General features: G+C 69.8%; 12 protein-coding genes. 10 read left to right on the top strand and 2 right to left on the bottom strand.

Features of this window, described 5'->3' with window-relative positions; genetic code table 11:
- The first annotated feature begins 427 nt into the window (after nt 1-427).
- From ACFY2L_RS31965 to ACFY2L_RS31930, 8 genes are all read left to right on the top strand, one after another.
- On the top strand, nt 428-4,150 hold the full coding sequence (locus tag ACFY2L_RS31965) for a nitrate- and nitrite sensing domain-containing protein (RefSeq protein ID WP_390824104.1): 3,723 nt from the start codon (nt 428-430) through the stop codon (nt 4,148-4,150).
- A 9-nt stretch (nt 4,151-4,159) separates the two neighbouring features.
- On the top strand, nt 4,160-4,573 hold the full coding sequence (locus tag ACFY2L_RS31960) for a roadblock/LC7 domain-containing protein (protein WP_003973453.1): 414 nt from the start codon (nt 4,160-4,162) through the stop codon (nt 4,571-4,573).
- A gap of 112 nt (nt 4,574-4,685) precedes the next feature.
- A complete protein-coding gene (locus tag ACFY2L_RS31955) occupies nt 4,686-5,084 on the top strand; it encodes a DUF742 domain-containing protein (RefSeq protein WP_055633953.1) in 399 nt (132 codons plus the stop codon).
- Entirely contained in the window at nt 5,065-5,640 is a 576-nt protein-coding gene (locus ACFY2L_RS31950; RefSeq protein WP_030793795.1) for an ATP/GTP-binding protein, read from the top strand. Before ACFY2L_RS31955 ends, ACFY2L_RS31950 begins: the two co-directional genes overlap by 20 nt.
- 374 nt (nt 5,641-6,014) lie before the next feature.
- Nucleotides 6,015-9,341 carry a nitrate- and nitrite sensing domain-containing protein gene (locus ACFY2L_RS31945; protein ID WP_390824103.1) on the top strand — a complete coding sequence of 1,109 codons (3,327 nt, stop codon included), beginning with the start codon at nt 6,015-6,017 and terminating at the stop codon, nt 9,339-9,341.
- Nucleotides 9,342-9,351: 10 nt separating this feature from the next.
- On the top strand, nt 9,352-9,765 hold the full coding sequence (locus tag ACFY2L_RS31940; RefSeq protein ID WP_004983065.1) for a roadblock/LC7 domain-containing protein: 414 nt from the start codon (nt 9,352-9,354) through the stop codon (nt 9,763-9,765).
- Nucleotides 9,766-9,861: 96 nt separating this feature from the next.
- Nucleotides 9,862-10,449 carry a DUF742 domain-containing protein gene (locus ACFY2L_RS31935; protein ID WP_390661355.1) on the top strand — a complete coding sequence of 196 codons (588 nt, stop codon included), beginning with the start codon at nt 9,862-9,864 and terminating at the stop codon, nt 10,447-10,449.
- A complete protein-coding gene (locus ACFY2L_RS31930) occupies nt 10,430-11,011 on the top strand; it encodes an ATP/GTP-binding protein (RefSeq protein ID WP_026248371.1) in 582 nt (193 codons plus the stop codon). Before ACFY2L_RS31935 ends, ACFY2L_RS31930 begins: the two co-directional genes overlap by 20 nt.
- Nucleotides 11,012-11,154: 143 nt before the next feature.
- On the opposite strand, the gene ACFY2L_RS31925 is transcribed toward ACFY2L_RS31930, so the two are convergent.
- Both ACFY2L_RS31925 and ACFY2L_RS31920 read right to left on the bottom strand, forming a co-directional pair.
- Nucleotides 11,155-11,349: an acyl-CoA carboxylase subunit epsilon gene (locus ACFY2L_RS31925; RefSeq protein ID WP_390661356.1), complete on the bottom strand. Its 195-nt coding sequence runs from the start codon at nt 11,347-11,349 to the stop codon at nt 11,155-11,157.
- 57 nt (nt 11,350-11,406) lie between these two features.
- Complete coding sequence (locus ACFY2L_RS31920) at nt 11,407-13,020, bottom strand: acyl-CoA carboxylase subunit beta (protein ID WP_390661357.1); 1,614 nt, start codon at nt 13,018-13,020, stop codon at nt 11,407-11,409.
- 320 nt (nt 13,021-13,340) lie between these two features.
- On the opposite strand from ACFY2L_RS31920, the gene ACFY2L_RS31915 reads away from it, so the two are divergent.
- On the top strand, nt 13,341-13,943 hold the full coding sequence (locus ACFY2L_RS31915) for a YceI family protein (RefSeq protein ID WP_390824102.1): 603 nt from the start codon (nt 13,341-13,343) through the stop codon (nt 13,941-13,943).
- A 102-nt stretch (nt 13,944-14,045) separates the two neighbouring features.
- Nucleotides 14,046-14,684, top strand: coding sequence for a hypothetical protein (locus ACFY2L_RS31910; protein ID WP_390661359.1), 639 nt, complete (start codon nt 14,046-14,048; stop codon nt 14,682-14,684).
- Nucleotides 14,685-14,689 lie beyond the last annotated feature (5 nt).

The raw sequence follows: 14,689 nt of genomic DNA, 5'->3' as shown, positions 1-14,689 counted from the left end.
AAAGCGGTCAATTCAGACCGGCGGTCGACTACCGCGAAACGGGCATTCGGCACCTGAAGCACTCATTCCGCTCCTGATCATGGCGACTGGGACACGCACCGCCCTTCGGTGCTTCGCGCCCTTATGCCCGCTTTATACGGGAACCTTTTCTACATCCCGTGACGCGCCCCTCACAAGCTGTCACGCATGTCACAGCCCGGCCAACACACCTTGTTGGAGATCCGGCACTGTGCTGGAATCTCACGGACCGCCGCTGGATCGAACCGGCGCACCGGGGCGCATCAGCGCCGTAGTGGCGGTTGGAAGGGGGAGCCAGCGCCGGTCACTCACGACCATTCGAGGGACGTAATTCAGGGCGTCCCCCAACACGCCGACACCGTCCTTCCGTTCACCCGGAAGGGCGCCTGGTCCAGAGGTTGCGACGCTAGTGCAGGGACGTTTCAAGAGGGATGGCAGTGCTTCGGCGGAGCCGGAGCCGCACGGCGGGACTGCCCCCAGCAATGGCAGCTCCTCGCCCCAGCACGCCCAGAACCCGGGCCCGGCTGCGTCCGGCGACGGCGGTGAGCGCTCCGGGCGCCCCGGCGCGTCCGCGTCGCCGAGCTCCCTTCCCCCGACTCCGACGGTCAAGCCGCCGGCCGGTCCCCCCGGCCCCGGTCCCCGGGTGGCGCTGCGCAACTGGCGCATCTCCACGCGTCTGGTGGCACTGCTGACCCTGCCGGTGGTCGCGGCCACCACGCTGGGCGCGCTGCGCATCAACGAGTCCATGGACGACATCCAGCAGCTCGACAACATGAAGCTGCTGACGGACATGACCAAGCAGGCCACCGAGCTCGCCGTCGCCCTCCAGGAGGAGCGCGACCGCTCGGCCGGACCGCTGGCGCACGGCACCAAGGCGACCGACTTCGGCATCAAGGGCTACCGGACCAAGGCGGACCGGGCCGTGACCGCCTTCCAGGACGCGTCCGAGGAGATCAACGACGCCACCCAGGACGGCAACCTCCAGGGTGTCCGCGACAGCCTCATCGGTCTGCTCGACGACCTGAACAACCTCCAGAAGATCCGCGAGACGGCGTACTCGGAGAAGGGCAACTCCTCCCAGACGGTCGATGCCTACCACCAGCTCATCACGAAGCTGCTCGACCTCTCGCAGGACATGGCCCAGGCCACCAGCAACCCGGAGATGATCCAGCGCACGCGTGCGCTGGCCGCCTTCTCCAACGCCAAGGAGTACGCCTCCATCCAGCGCGCCGTGCTCGCGGCCGCGCTGCCCGCGAACAACACCTCGTACGGCGAGCTCTCCAACAACGAGCGGCAGTACGGCGGCGCGGCGTTCGACAACGAGGACTCCGAGCTCGCGAGTTTCCGCAGCATCTACGGCGACGACGGCGCCGAGGAGCTGCTGAAGCCCATCGAGCAGGGCAACCCGGTGATCGAGGAGGCCGACACCTACGCCTCCCGCGCGTTCGCCTCCGCCTCCGGTCTGACGTCGCAGGACCAGCGGTCGTACCAGGACTGGATCGACGACGCGACCACCAAGATCCGGCAGATGAACAACATCGAGCACACGCTGCTCGAGGACATGGAGCAGAAGGCGCGTGAGCTGCGCGCCGAGTCGGAGCGCGAGGCGATCATCTCCGGTGCGCTCATCCTGCTCGTGCTCGGTGTGTCGCTGGTCGGCGCGTTCGTCGTCGCCCGGTCCATGATCCGCTCGCTGCGCCGGCTCCAGGAGACCGCCACCAAGGTCGCCCAGGACCGTCTGCCCGAGCTGGTCAAGCAGCTGTCCGAGGCCGACCCGCAGGACGTGGACACGTCCGTGGAGTCGGTCGGTGTGCACTCCCGGGACGAGATCGGCCAGGTGGCCGCGGCCTTCGACGACGTGCACCGCGAGGCGGTCCGCCTCGCCGCCGAGCAGGCCCTGCTGCGGGGCAACGTCAACGCGATGTTCACCAACCTCTCGCGCCGCTCCCAGGGTCTGATCCAGCGCCAGCTGTCGCTGATCTCCGAGCTGGAGTCCCGCGAGGCCGACCCGGACCAGCTGTCCTCGCTGTTCAAGCTCGACCACCTCGCGACGCGTATGCGCCGTAACGGTGAGAACCTCCTCGTCCTCGCCGGTGAGGAGCCGGGCCGTCGCTGGACCCGTCCGGTCCCGCTGGTCGACGTCCTGCGCGCCGCCGCCTCCGAGGTGGAGCAGTACGAGCGCATCGAGCTGGCCTCCGTGCCGACCACCGAAGTGGCCGGCCGGGTCGTCAACGACCTCGTGCACCTCCTCGCCGAGCTGCTCGAGAACGCCACCTCGTTCTCCTCGCCGCAGACCAAGGTCAAGGTCACCGGTCACGCGCTGCCCGACGGCCGCGTCCTGATCGAGATCCACGACACCGGTATCGGCCTCTCCCCCGAGGACCTGGCCGCGATCAACGAGCGGCTCGCCTCGCCGCCCACCGTGGACGTCTCGGTGTCCCGGCGCATGGGCCTCTTCGTGGTCGGTCGTCTGTCGCAGCGCCACGGCATCCGCATCCAGCTGCGCCCGTCCGACTCCGGTGGTACGACCGCGCTGGTCATGCTGCCCGTCGACGTCGCCCAGGGCGGCAAGAAGCCCCAGCCCAAGCCCGGTCAGGGCGGCGCCGCGGGTGGCCCCGCCGCCGCGCAGGCCGCCGCGGGCGCGGCAGCCGCGCGCCGTCAGGGCGGTCAGCAGGGCGGTTCCCTCGGTGCTCCGTCCGGTGGCGGCGCCCTCGGCGCGGGCACCGGCTCCGGTCCCGGCGGAGGCGGCCGGCTCGGCGCCGGCCAGGGTCCCCGGGCCGCGCTGCCCGGCCGTGACGGCGGTGGCCGTCCCGGCGGTCAGCCGCCGCGCGGAACGCAGCCTCCCGCCTCGCCCCAGCAGGGCCGCCCGGCTCCGGCCGGTGCGGGCGCCGGCTTCGGCGGTCAGGCGCCCGGCGCGTCGCAGGGTCTGCAGAGCACCGGTGCCAACGGCCAGAACCAGGACTTCTTCGGTGGCGGACGTCCGCCGCAGCGCAAGAACAACAACGAGCCGCGTGGCCGTCAGCCGCAGCTCCCGCCGCGCGCCGAGCTGCCCGGCGGCAACCCGCAGCCGCGCGTGACCAGCTGGGGCGACGAGAACGCCCAGCCGCCGGTGCCGCGCACCCCGCTGGACGCCCCGCGCGGCCACGAGGAGCCGGACGTCGCGCAGACCTCGCGCATGCCGCGCATCGACGACCGCCAGGGCCCCTCCACCACGGAGATGCCGGCGATCCCGCGCTTCGACGACCGCCAGGGTCCGGCCGACTTCAGTGCGACCGGTCTGCAGGGCACGGGCCAGTTCCCGGCCGTGGGCGGTCCCCAGGGCCGGGGCGGACGCCAGGACACGGGCCAGTTCCAGCGCCCGGGCACCAGCGCCCCGCAGGACAACGGCTTCTCCCGGTCCGACGTCTACGGCGCCCCGGGCGGCCAGAACGCCCCGGCGAACCCCAACCAGTTCGCTCCGCAGGCGTACGACAACAGCTCCACCGGCCAGTTCGCCGCGCCCGGCTACGACAACTCCTCCACCGGCCAGCACGCGCTGCCCGGCCGCCAGGACCTGTCGTCGACGGGACAGTTCGAGCGCCCCCAGAGCAACGGGACCAACGGCTACGGCACCCCGCAGCCGCAGGTTCCGCCGCGTCCGGCCCACCGTCCCGAGCCGGAGGCGCTGCCGCCGGCCCAGGGTCCGGGCGACGGACGCACCCCGCTGTACGACACGCTGGAGACCAACTGGTTCCACGGTTCGCAGGCGGGTGGTCAGGCTCCGGCACCGCAGGCTCCGCAGCAGCAGCCGCAGGCTCCGGCTGCCCCCCAGCGTCCCGCGGCCACCGGCGCCTCGGCTCCCTCGTGGCGTACCTCGCCGAACGACGAACTCGTCCGCCAGGCCGAGCGCGTCCGGCAGCCGGCCGCGGGCGGCGTCACCACGTCCGGCCTGCCGCGCCGGGTGCCGAGGGCGAACCTCGTCCCGGGCACGGCTCAGCAGCAACAGCACCAAACCGGTCCGCAGGTCTCGCGTGCGCCTGACGACGTGCGCGGACGGCTGACCAATCTTCGTCGGGGCATCGCGCAGGGTCGTCAGGCCGGCAACGGTCAGACCGGCAGTTTCCCGAGCCCCACTCACCCGCAGGAGCGTTAGTTGAGCCAGATGAGCCAGGCTGCACAGAACCTGAACTGGTTGATCACCAACTTCGTGGACAACACCCCCGGGGTGTCCCACACCGTCGTCGTGTCCGCCGACGGGCTTCTGCTCGCGATGTCCGAGGGCTTCCCGCGCGACCGTGCCGACCAGCTGGCGGCGGTCGCGTCGGGGCTCACCTCGCTCACGGCCGGTGCCTCCCGGATCTTCGAGGGCGGCAACGTGGCACAGACGGTCGTGGAGATGGAGAGAGGGTTCCTCTTCCTCATGTCCGTCTCGGACGGCTCTTCCCTGGCCGTGCTCGCGCACCCCGAGTGCGACATCGGCCTCGTCGGCTACGAGATGGCGCTGCTGGTCGACCGCGCGGGCGCGGTCCTCACCCCGGACCTGCGCGCCGAGCTCCAGGGCAGTCTGCTCCACTGACCCGCCCCGGTACCACCCGCCTCACGAAATCACCGTCCGGCCGACACAATCCCCCCACCGGCCTCGACGGACGGCACGACTGACCGAGAATGCTGTCCCGCCCGGAGGATCCATGACCCCGCCCCCCGCCCATCATGATCCGTACGCGGAGCCGTACGGGGATGAGGGCGACCAGCCGCTGGTGCGTCCGTACGCGATGACCGGTGGCCGGACCCGGCCGCGCTATCAGCTCGCCATCGAGGCGCTGATCAGCACCACGGCCGACCCGGCAGCACTCATGGGGCTGCTCCCGGAGCACCAGCGCATCTGCCACCTGTGCCGTGAGGTGAAGTCGGTCGCCGAGGTCTCGGCGCTGCTGGCCATGCCGCTGGGTGTGGCGCGGATCCTGGTGGCGGACCTCGCCGAGGCCGGCCTGGTGGCCATCCACCAGCCGGGCGGCGACGAGAACAACGGCGGCGCTCCGGACGTGACGCTGCTCGAAAGGGTGCTCAGTGGACTTCGCAAGCTCTGACGGAGGCCGGGCCACCACATCCGCGAAGATCGTGGTGGCGGGTGGCTTCGGCGTGGGCAAGACCACGTTCGTGGGAGCGGTATCCGAGATCAACCCGCTGCGCACGGAGGCCGTGATGACGTCCGCGAGCGCGGGCATCGACGACCTCACCCACACCGGGGACAAGACCACCACCACGGTGGCCATGGACTTCGGCCGTATCACTCTGGACCAGGACCTGATCCTGTACCTCTTCGGTACGCCGGGCCAGGACCGGTTCTGGTTCATGTGGGACGACCTGGTGCGCGGTGCGATCGGCGCGGTCGTGCTGGTGGACACCCGCCGGCTGGCCGACTGCTTCCCCGCGGTCGACTACTTCGAGAACAGCGGCCTGCCGTTCGTGGTGGCCCTCAACGGTTTCGACGGGCAGCAGCCCTACCAGCCCGAGGAGGTGCGCGAGGCGCTGCAGATCGGTCCGGACACCCCGATCATCACGACCGACGCGCGACACCGCTCGGACGCGAAGAGCGCGCTGATCACGCTGGTCGAGCACGCGCTCATGGCGCGACTGCGGTAACTTTCAAGTACACGGGCGCATATGGCAGTTGTCGTAGACGCTTCGGAGCCGGCTGTGGCCTTTGACACGGCCGGCTCCGGTGTTCATAACGTTTCGGCAGAGGAATCGGGTGGTACCGCAACGCGTCGCGGTCGCTTGGTCTCGCTGTGCGCACGACGGCCCCGCCTTTTGGCGGGGCTCGCTCTTTTTGACCGTTTTATCTGGGGCTTACATCACTTCGAACCGGCACTTCTCCATGTTTGGAAGAGCGCAGGCCGTCGTGCTGGAATGCCTGAACTGCCCAATAGTCAATGACGTACTGATGGTCGATGGCTGACCGGGCTCTGAGTCACTGCGGCACGGAAGGTGCCGACCGCCGAGAGGTTGTTGGTCGAGTGAGGCGAAGCAAGAAAAGTCCCGAGCCTGCGGCCCGGGGCAACTTCACCCCGCCGCCGCGCGGAGCGGCGTCCGCCCCTGTGCCCGGCTCGGAGCCGTCGGCCGCGCCCGCGAAGAGCGGCGGCCGCCTCTCTCCGCGCAACTGGCGCGTGCCGACCCGGCTGAACGCGATCCTGCTCATACCCGTGCTGGTCGGCCTCGTCATGGGCGGCTTCCAGGTGAAGGGCTCGATCGACACCTGGCAGGAGGCCCGCGACGCGGAGAAGACCGCGAAGATCGTGGCCGCCGCCGGTGAGTACGCCGAGGCCCTCCTCAACGAGCGCGACCTCACCGCGGAGCCGTTGCTGGAGAACAAGAAGAACGACTCGGCGGTCAAGCAGGCCCGCACCCTCACCGACGAGAAGGCCACCGCCTTCCACCAGGAGACCGTCGGGATGCCCGACAAGGAGGGCCTCAAGCGCCGTCTGAACCTGGTGGAACAGGCCGAGCCGACGCTGACGAAGATCCGCGCGGCCGCCTACACCAAGGCCATGGACCCGGTGAAGACCGAAGAGGGCTACGTCGCGGTCGAGCACCTGCTGATGGAGTTCTCCAACGAACTCGGCCTCGGCACCGGCAACATCACGGCCTACGGCCGTACGGTCTACGCCATCGCCCTGGCCAAGGGCGCCGAGTCCCTGCAGCGCGCGATCGGCATGCACCTGCTGGTCCGGCCCAGCCCCGACGAGACGGTCTACCGCCAGCAGCTCGTCGCCTTCACCTCGTACGCCTACCTGGAGCAGGTGGCGGTCCAGGAGTACGGCTCCGGTGGCACCACCCAGGACGCCGCCCGGCTCGCCGAGGTCATGAAGGAGAAGCAGGCCGAGGGCGAGAAGCAGGTCGCCGACGCCAAGGCCAAGGCCGAAGCCGCGGGCAAGAACTTCACCACCCCGCCCTCGATGACCGACATGATCAAGCTGATCGGCAGCGGCCAGACGCCCGCCCAGCTCTCCGCGCAGGGCGTCACCGCCAGCTCGTGGATGTCGGCCGCCACCCTGAAGTTCGAGGGCTACAGCCAGGTCGAGACCGAGCTCATCAACCGCGCGGTGGACGACGCCGGCCAGATCGCCTCCGACGCCCAGCGCGACGCGATCATCAACGCCTCGATCGTCATCATCGCCCTGCTCGCGGCGTTCATCATCGCCTCGCTCATGGCCCGCCAGATGAGCACCTCCATGCGCCAGCTGCGCAACGCCGCGTTCGGCATCGCCGAGCAGCGCCTGCCGATGCTGGTCGACCAGCTCTCGCGCACCGACCCCGGCCGCGTGGACACCCGCGTCCAGCCCATCCCGATCAACACCCGGGACGAGATCGGCGAAGTCGCCCGCGCCTTCGACCAGGTCCACCGCGAGGCCGTCCGGCTCGCCGCCGAGCAGGCCCTGCTCCGTGGCAACATCAACGCGATCTTCACCAACCTCTCGCGCCGTAACCAGTCTCTGATCGAGGGCCAGCTGACCCTGATCACCGACCTGGAGAACAACGAGGCCGACCCGGACCAGCTGGAGAACCTCTTCCGCCTGGACCACCTCGCGACCCGTATGCGCCGCAACGGCGAGAACCTCCTGGTCCTCGCCGGCGAGGAGCCCGGCCGCCGCTGGGACCAGCCGGTCCCGCTGGTCGACGTGCTGCGCGCCGCCTCCTCCGAGGTGGAGCAGTACGAGCGCATCGAGCTGTCGGGCGTCCCGGAGGCCGAGATCCACGGCCGCGCCGTGACCGACCTCGTGCACCTGCTCGCCGAGCTGCTGGAGAACGCCACCACGTTCTCCTCCCCGCAGACCAAGGTCCGCGTGACCGCGACCCGTCTCCCCGACGGCCGCGTGATGATCGAGATCCACGACAAGGGCATCGGCCTCACCGCCGAGGACTTCGCGGACATCAACCACAAGCTGGCCAACCCGCCGACCGTGGACGCCGCGATCTCCCAGCGCATGGGCCTCTTCGTGGTCGGCCGGCTGTCCGACCGGCACGGCATCCGGGTCCAGCTGCGCCCCTCGGGCGAGCAGGCCGGCACCACCTCGCTGGTCATGCTCCCGGACGCCATCACCCACGGTGGCGGCGGCGAGCAGCCGGAGCGCGACGAGTTCACGGTCTCGCAGATCATCCCGGAGCAGCAGCTGCCGGGCGAGGACTTCAGCAACGGCCTGCCGATGCGCACCGCGGCGGAGCTCGGCTTCGACGACAGCCGCTACGAGGTCCCCGACGACCTGCGCGACCTGGACCCCGTGGGCCGTTCCCTGATCCGCGAGGAGCGCAAGGCGGCCCTGGAGTCCCAGACCGGCCAGCCGCAGGAGACGCAGGAGGTCCCCTCCTTCGGCGAGGGCTTCGACGGCACCCCGCAGCCCTCGTACGACAACGGCTTCGACGCCGCCCCGACGGGCTACGACAGCGGCCGGACGGCCTTCGTGGAGCAGCCCGGGGCGTTCGACGGCCAGAACGGCCAGAACGGCCGGACGGCGTACCAGGAGCCGCAGCAGGCGTCGTACGAGGAGCGGCAGGCGTCGTACGAGGAGCAGCAGCGCCAGGCGTACGACGACCAGTACTTCACCCAGAACGACGGTCTGCCGCAGGGCGAGTCCTTCTCGCACAACGGCGGCATGCCGCAGCACGACGGTTTCCCGGCCAACGGCGGCTACCCGGACCCCGCGTATGCGGAGCCGGCCCAGGAGGAGCGCTCGTCCGCGCACACCTCCGCGGCGGACGGCTACCAGGCGTACGAGGAGAAGTCCTACCAGGACGACTGGCCGCAGCAGTCCGGTTACCAGAACGGCTACCCGGACCAGTACGCTCCGGAAGCGGAATCCGCGCAGGCCGCTGACGCGAGTGAGCAGGACCGCGTAGGCTTCGACCGTCCGGGACCGGCCCCCTCCGCCGCCCACGAGCTGACCGACGCCGGGCTTCCCCGCCGCGGATCCACCGCGGCGAACGGTTCGAACGGCGCCGTGCGGCCCGGGAACGCGGAAGCGCCGGCCCCCACTTCGGAGAGCAACGGCGACAGCGGCTGGCGTTCGGCGAACGACGCGCGCTGGCAGCAGGCCTCGCAGCTCCGGAAGCCCAAGGCAGGCGGGGTCACCTCGTCCGGTCTGCCGAGGCGGGTACCCAAGGCCAACCTGGTCGAGGGCGCCGCCGAGAGCACCCCTCAGGGAGGCCCACAGGTCTCCCGCGCTCCGGAGGACGTCCGGGGCAGGCTGAGCAACCTGCGCCGAGGCGTCCAGCGAGGGCGCAACGCAGGCAGTGAAACGAACGGCCAGGGCTTCGGTCCTGACAGCACCTACAACCAGGAGCGTTAGTGTGAGCCCGATGAGCCAGGCGGCACAGAACCTGAACTGGTTGATCACCAACTTCGTGGACAACACCCCGGGGGTGTCCCACACGGTGGTGGTCTCCGCCGACGGACTCCTTCTGGCGATGTCCGAAGGCTTCCCCCGCGACCGCGCCGACCAGCTCGCGGCCGTCGCCTCCGGTCTGACGTCACTGACGGCAGGCGCCTCCCGGATCTTCGAGGGAGGCAGTGTGAACCAGACGGTTGTGGAGATGGAGCGGGGATTCCTGTTCATCATGTCCATTTCCGACGGTTCCTCGCTCGCGGTTCTCGCGCACCCCGAGGCGGACATCGGCCTCATTGGGTACGAGATGGCCCTTCTGGTGGACCGTGCCGGTACGGTTCTGACGCCCGACCTTCGTGCAGAGCTCCAAGGGAGCCTTCTCAACTAACAGTCGGACGGTGCGTTTTGGCGTCCCGAGGCCGTAGGGTTTCGGGACGCGGCTCCACAGTGATGGGTGCCAGGCACAGTCGGAGGAGGAGAGAAAGTGGCAACACCCCCAGGCGGTTCCAATACGGGTAACTGGTCGTACGGCCCTGCCCAGGGTCCGAACGACGGTTCCCAGAACCCGAACCGTTACAACTTCCCCTCCTCCCCGAGCCAGCAGCGGCCGTACTCGCCCCAGAGGCCGCAGGGCCCCGGGCCGTCCCCGTACGACCAGCCGCCGGCCCCGCGCATCCAGCCCGTGCAGCCGCATCGCCGCACCCCCGAGCCGGCGCCCGCCGGGGCGTCGAACAACCCCCTGGTGCGTCCGTACGCCATGACCGGCGGCCGGACCCGCCCGCGCTACCAGCTCGCCATCGAGGCGCTGGTGCACACCACTGCGCAGCCGCACCAGATGCAGGGCCAGCTGCCCGAGCATCAGCGGATCTGCAACCTCTGCCGTGAGATCAAGTCGGTGGCCGAGATCTCGGCCCTCCTGACGATCCCTCTCGGCGTGGCCAGGATCCTCGTCGCCGACTTGGCGGAGGCGGGACTGGTCGCCATCCATCAGCCCGGCGGCGACGAGAACGCCGGCGGCCAGCCAGACGTGACACTGCTCGAAAGGGTGCTCAGTGGACTTCGCAAGCTCTAGCGGCGGTCCTTCCCGCTCCACCACCTCGGCGAAGATCGTGGTGGCGGGTGGCTTCGGCGTGGGCAAGACCACGTTCGTCGGGGCCGTCTCGGAGATCAACCCGCTGCGTACCGAGGCCGTCATGACATCTGCTTCGGCAGGTATCGACGACCTCACCCACACCGGAGACAAGACGACCACCACGGTCGCCATGGACTTCGGCCGTATCACCCTGGACCAGGACCTGATCCTGTACCTCTTCGGTACGCCCGGCCAGGACCGCTTCTGGTTCATGTGGGACGACCTGGTGCGCGGCGCGATCGGCGCCATCGTCCTCGTGGACACCCGCCGCCTGGCCGACTGCTTCCCCGCGGTCGACTACTTCGAGAACAGCGGCCTGCCGTTCGTGATCGCCCTCAACGGCTTCGACGGCAACCAGCCGTACAACCCGGACGAGGTGCGCGAGGCCCTGCAGATCGGCCCCGACACCCCGATCATCACGACGGACGCGCGCCATCGTGCCGACGCCAAGTCGGCGCTGATCACGCTCGTGGAGCACGCCCTGATGGCTCGGCTGCGGTAGTGGACGGGCGGCCACCGGGCTGCCTGGGACGGTCGTCGGCCGTCCCGCGCGGGCAGCCCGTGGTCCGCACACGGTTCCTGGCGCCCCCGAGGCGCGAAGAAGGGCCCCTCTCAAGGAGAGGGGCCCTTCTTGTCGTTGCGGGCTCAGCGCCAGCTGTGCGGGGCGCGGAAGCCGCCCTCGCGCTCCAGGCGGCGCCAGCCGGCCTTGCGGTGCGGACGGTGGGCCTCGGTGGGCTCGGAGGTGCGGGCCGCGGCGCGGGCCAGGAGGATCGCCGTGATGGCGGCGACTTCCTCGGGCTCGGCGTGGCCCTTCTCGACGCGGATGTCGGGAGTGTTCATGGGTGTCAGTCTCCGTGAGAGAGGTTTCCGCTGGGGTGTCGCGGAAAGTCCGCCGGGTTACTGCGGGGGGTTGCCGTGCTTGCGCGAGGGCAGGTCGGCGTGCTTCGACTGCAGCATCGCCAGCGAGCGGATGAGCACCTCGCGGGTCTCGGCCGGGTCGATGACGTCGTCGACCAGACCGCGCTCGGCCGCGTAGTACGGGTGCATCAGCTCGGACTTGTACTCCTTGACCATGCGGGCCCGCATGGCCTCGGAGTCCTCGGCCTGGGCGATCTGGCGCCGGAAGATGACGTTGGCGGCACCTTCCGCGCCCATCACGGCGATCTCGTTCGTCGGCCAGGCGTAGGTGAGGTCGGCACCGATGGACTGGCTGTCCATGACGATGTAGGCACCTCCGTACGCCTTGCGCAGGATCAGCGAGATCCGCGGCACGGTCGCGTTGCAGTAGGCGTACAGCAGCTTCGCGCCGTGGCGGATGATCCCACCGTGCTCCTGGTCCACGCCGGGGAGAAAGCCGGGTACGTCCAGAAGAGTGAGGATGGGGATGTTGAAGGCGTCGCACATCTGCACGAAACGCGCGGCCTTTTCGCTGGCCTCGATGTCCAGGACGCCCGCCAGCGTCTGCGGCTGGTTGGCGATGATGCCGACGACCTGGCCGTCCAGGCGGGCCAGCGCGCAGATGATGTTGCGCGCCCAGCGCTCGTGGACCTCCAGGTACTCGCCGTCGTCGACGATCTCCTCGATGACCCGGGTCATGTCGTACGGCCGGTTGCCGTCCGCCGGGACCAGGTCGAGCAGGACGTCGCCGCGCCGGTCGGCCGGGTCGGAGCACTCGACGCGCGGGGGGTTCTCGCGGTTGTTCTGCGGGAGCAGCGACAGGAGGTAGCGCACCTCCGCGATGCAGGTCTCCTCGTCGTCGTACGCGAAGTGGCAGACGCCGGAGGTCTCGGCGTGCACGTCCGCGCCGCCGAGGCCGTTCTGGGTGATCTCCTCACCGGTGACCGCCTTGACGACGTCCGGGCCGGTGATGAACATCTGCGAGGTCTCACGGACCATGAACACGAAGTCCGTGAGGGCGGGGCTGTAGGCCGCGCCGCCCGCGCAGGGGCCCAGCATCACCGAGATCTGCGGGATGACCCCGGAGGCCCTGGTGTTGCGCTGGAAGATGCCGCCGTAGCCGGCGAGCGCGGAGACGCCCTCCTGGATACGGGCGCCGGCGCCGTCGTTGAGGGAGACCAGCGGAGCCCCGGCCGCGATGGCCATGTCCATGATCTTGTGGATCTTCGTGGCGTGGGCCTCGCCCAGGGCGCCGCCGAAGATGCGGAAGTCGTGGGCGTAGACGAAGACCGTGCGGCCCTCCACCGTGCCCCAGCCGGTGATGACACCGTCGGTGTACGGCTTCTTGGCCTCCAGGCCGAAGCCGGTCGCCCGGTGCCGGCGCAGCTGCTCGACCTCCTGGAAGGACCCCGGGTCCAGGAGCAGCTCGATGCGCTCCCGCGCGGTCAGCTTGCCCTTGGCGTGCTGCGCCTCGGTCGCCTTCTCGCTCGGACCGGCCAGCGCCTGCGCACGGATCTCGTGCAGCTCGGCCACGCGCCCGCGCGCGTCCGTGGGCTCCGAGGGTTCCGAGGGCTCCGCGGTGGGCTCACCCGTCGTCTCTTCCAAAACGGTCATGTAGTGACCTTACGAAGCCCGCCAAGGAAAGGGAGACGTCGACTCCGTACAGTCTCCGGCGCGTTTTCCTGGTACCACCGAACAGAAGCAGGGGGGCATGCAGCCGTTCTGACTGCTCAGGAGGTGTGTGGCTTGTAGAGGTCACACAAAGGGGAGCGGTGAGAGTCAGTTCACATCGGCCCGTGCGCCGCGCCGCGCGATGTCGGCCGGGGGAGTGACGCGGCGGGCCCGGCCGCCCCGGAATAGGTACGCGGCGGCCCGCGTTAACCTGGTTGAAGATTAAACATCAGGGGTCTTCCCCCTTCTCAAGGAGGCACGTCATGGGCATCTTCGGCCGCAAGGACACCGGCGAGACCACCACCACCGTCGCCGTGAACCCGGACCTCGCCGCGCTCACCGGCGACTACACGATCGACCCGGCACACTCGACGATCGGCTTCGTCGCCCGCCACGCGATGGTGACGAACGTCAAGGGCAAGTTCAACGACCACACCGGCTCGCTGCACCTGGACGGCAGCGACCCGTCCCGCTCCACCGCGTCCCTGGACGTCCGGATGGACAGCATCGACACCGGGTCCGCCGACCGTGACGGCCACCTGAAGAGCGCGGACTTCTTCCGGACCGACGAGTTCCCGGAGATGACCTTCCGCTCCACCTCCGTCGAGGCCCTGGGCGGTGACGACTACCGCGTCACCGGCGACCTGAGCATCCTCGGCGTCACCCGGCCGATCACCATCGACCTGGAGTTCAACGGCTCCGCCAAGGACCCGTTCGGCAACGAGCGCGTCGGCTTCGAGGGCAAGGCGGAGATCCTGCGCTCCGAGTGGGGCCTGACCTGGAACGCGGCGCTGGAGACCGGTGGCGTCCTGGTCTCGGACAAGATCAAGCTGAACTTCGACATTTCGGCGATCAAGAACGCGTGAACCGGCGTCCGACCGGGACAGAAAACAACAGGAAAGGGCGGATAGCGGCCGGAAGCGGTATATGCCCGGCCGCTGTCTGTGATATGTGCCACAGTCGCGGCCATGAGCACCAGGACCGGACCCCAGCACTACCCGGGCGCGAACCGCGACCACTGGTATCAGAGCAAGTTCGGCGGTGACCGCATGGAGGTCAACGCCATCGTCCTCCACACCACCGAGGGCCGCTCACTGCCCGGCTACCAGGGCGGCGCGAGCGCACCGAACCTCACGGCCGTGCCGGACTTCGGCGCCAGGCGGCTGCGGTGGTACCAGCACTTCGACATCGACATCTCCTCGCGCGCGCTGGTCAATCTGCGCGGCGGCGTCGAGACGAACACCCTGAACGTCTGCCAGGTGGAATTCGTCGGCACCTGCGATCCCGAGCGGCACACCAAGTGGCGGACGAGCGACCTGCCCCACATCTACTGGCCCAAGGCCCCCGAGTGGGCGCTGCGGGGTGTCGCCCAGTACCTGGCGTGGATGCACATCCACCACCATGTGCCGCTGCGCGGCCCTGCGCTGTGGCCGGCCTACCCGAAGTCCGCCGGGAACGGCGGCGGGCAGCGGATGAGTCACGAGCGGTGGAACGCGTTCAAGGGGGTGTGCGGGCACATGCACGTCCCGGAGAACCAGCACGGAGATCCCGGGGCGATCGACTTCGAGGCACTGCTCGACTTCGCCAGGTCCGCGGCGCAGGACTGACGACG

Origin of the sequence: Streptomyces sp. NPDC001381 (genome assembly GCF_042895685.1) — a bacterium.
In the GTDB taxonomy this organism is placed as follows: Bacteria; Actinomycetota; Actinomycetes; order Streptomycetales; family Streptomycetaceae; genus Streptomyces.
This window is presented reverse-complemented; position numbering and strand designations above follow the sequence as displayed.

Coding starts and splice junctions, on each gene's coding strand:
- ACFY2L_RS31925 (WP_390661356.1), bottom strand. CDS start 11,349: ATGAACACTCCCGACATCCGCGTCGAGAAGGGCCACGCCGAGCCCGAG.
- ACFY2L_RS31955 (WP_055633953.1), top strand. CDS start 4,686: ATGACCCCGCCCCCCGCCCATCATGATCCGTACGCGGAGCCGTACGGG.
- ACFY2L_RS31910 (WP_390661359.1), top strand. CDS start 14,046: ATGAGCACCAGGACCGGACCCCAGCACTACCCGGGCGCGAACCGCGAC.
- ACFY2L_RS31920 (WP_390661357.1), bottom strand. CDS start 13,020: ATGACCGTTTTGGAAGAGACGACGGGTGAGCCCACCGCGGAGCCCTCG.
- ACFY2L_RS31960 (WP_003973453.1), top strand. CDS start 4,160: ATGAGCCAGGCTGCACAGAACCTGAACTGGTTGATCACCAACTTCGTG.
- ACFY2L_RS31915 (WP_390824102.1), top strand. CDS start 13,341: ATGGGCATCTTCGGCCGCAAGGACACCGGCGAGACCACCACCACCGTC.
- ACFY2L_RS31940 (WP_004983065.1), top strand. CDS start 9,352: ATGAGCCAGGCGGCACAGAACCTGAACTGGTTGATCACCAACTTCGTG.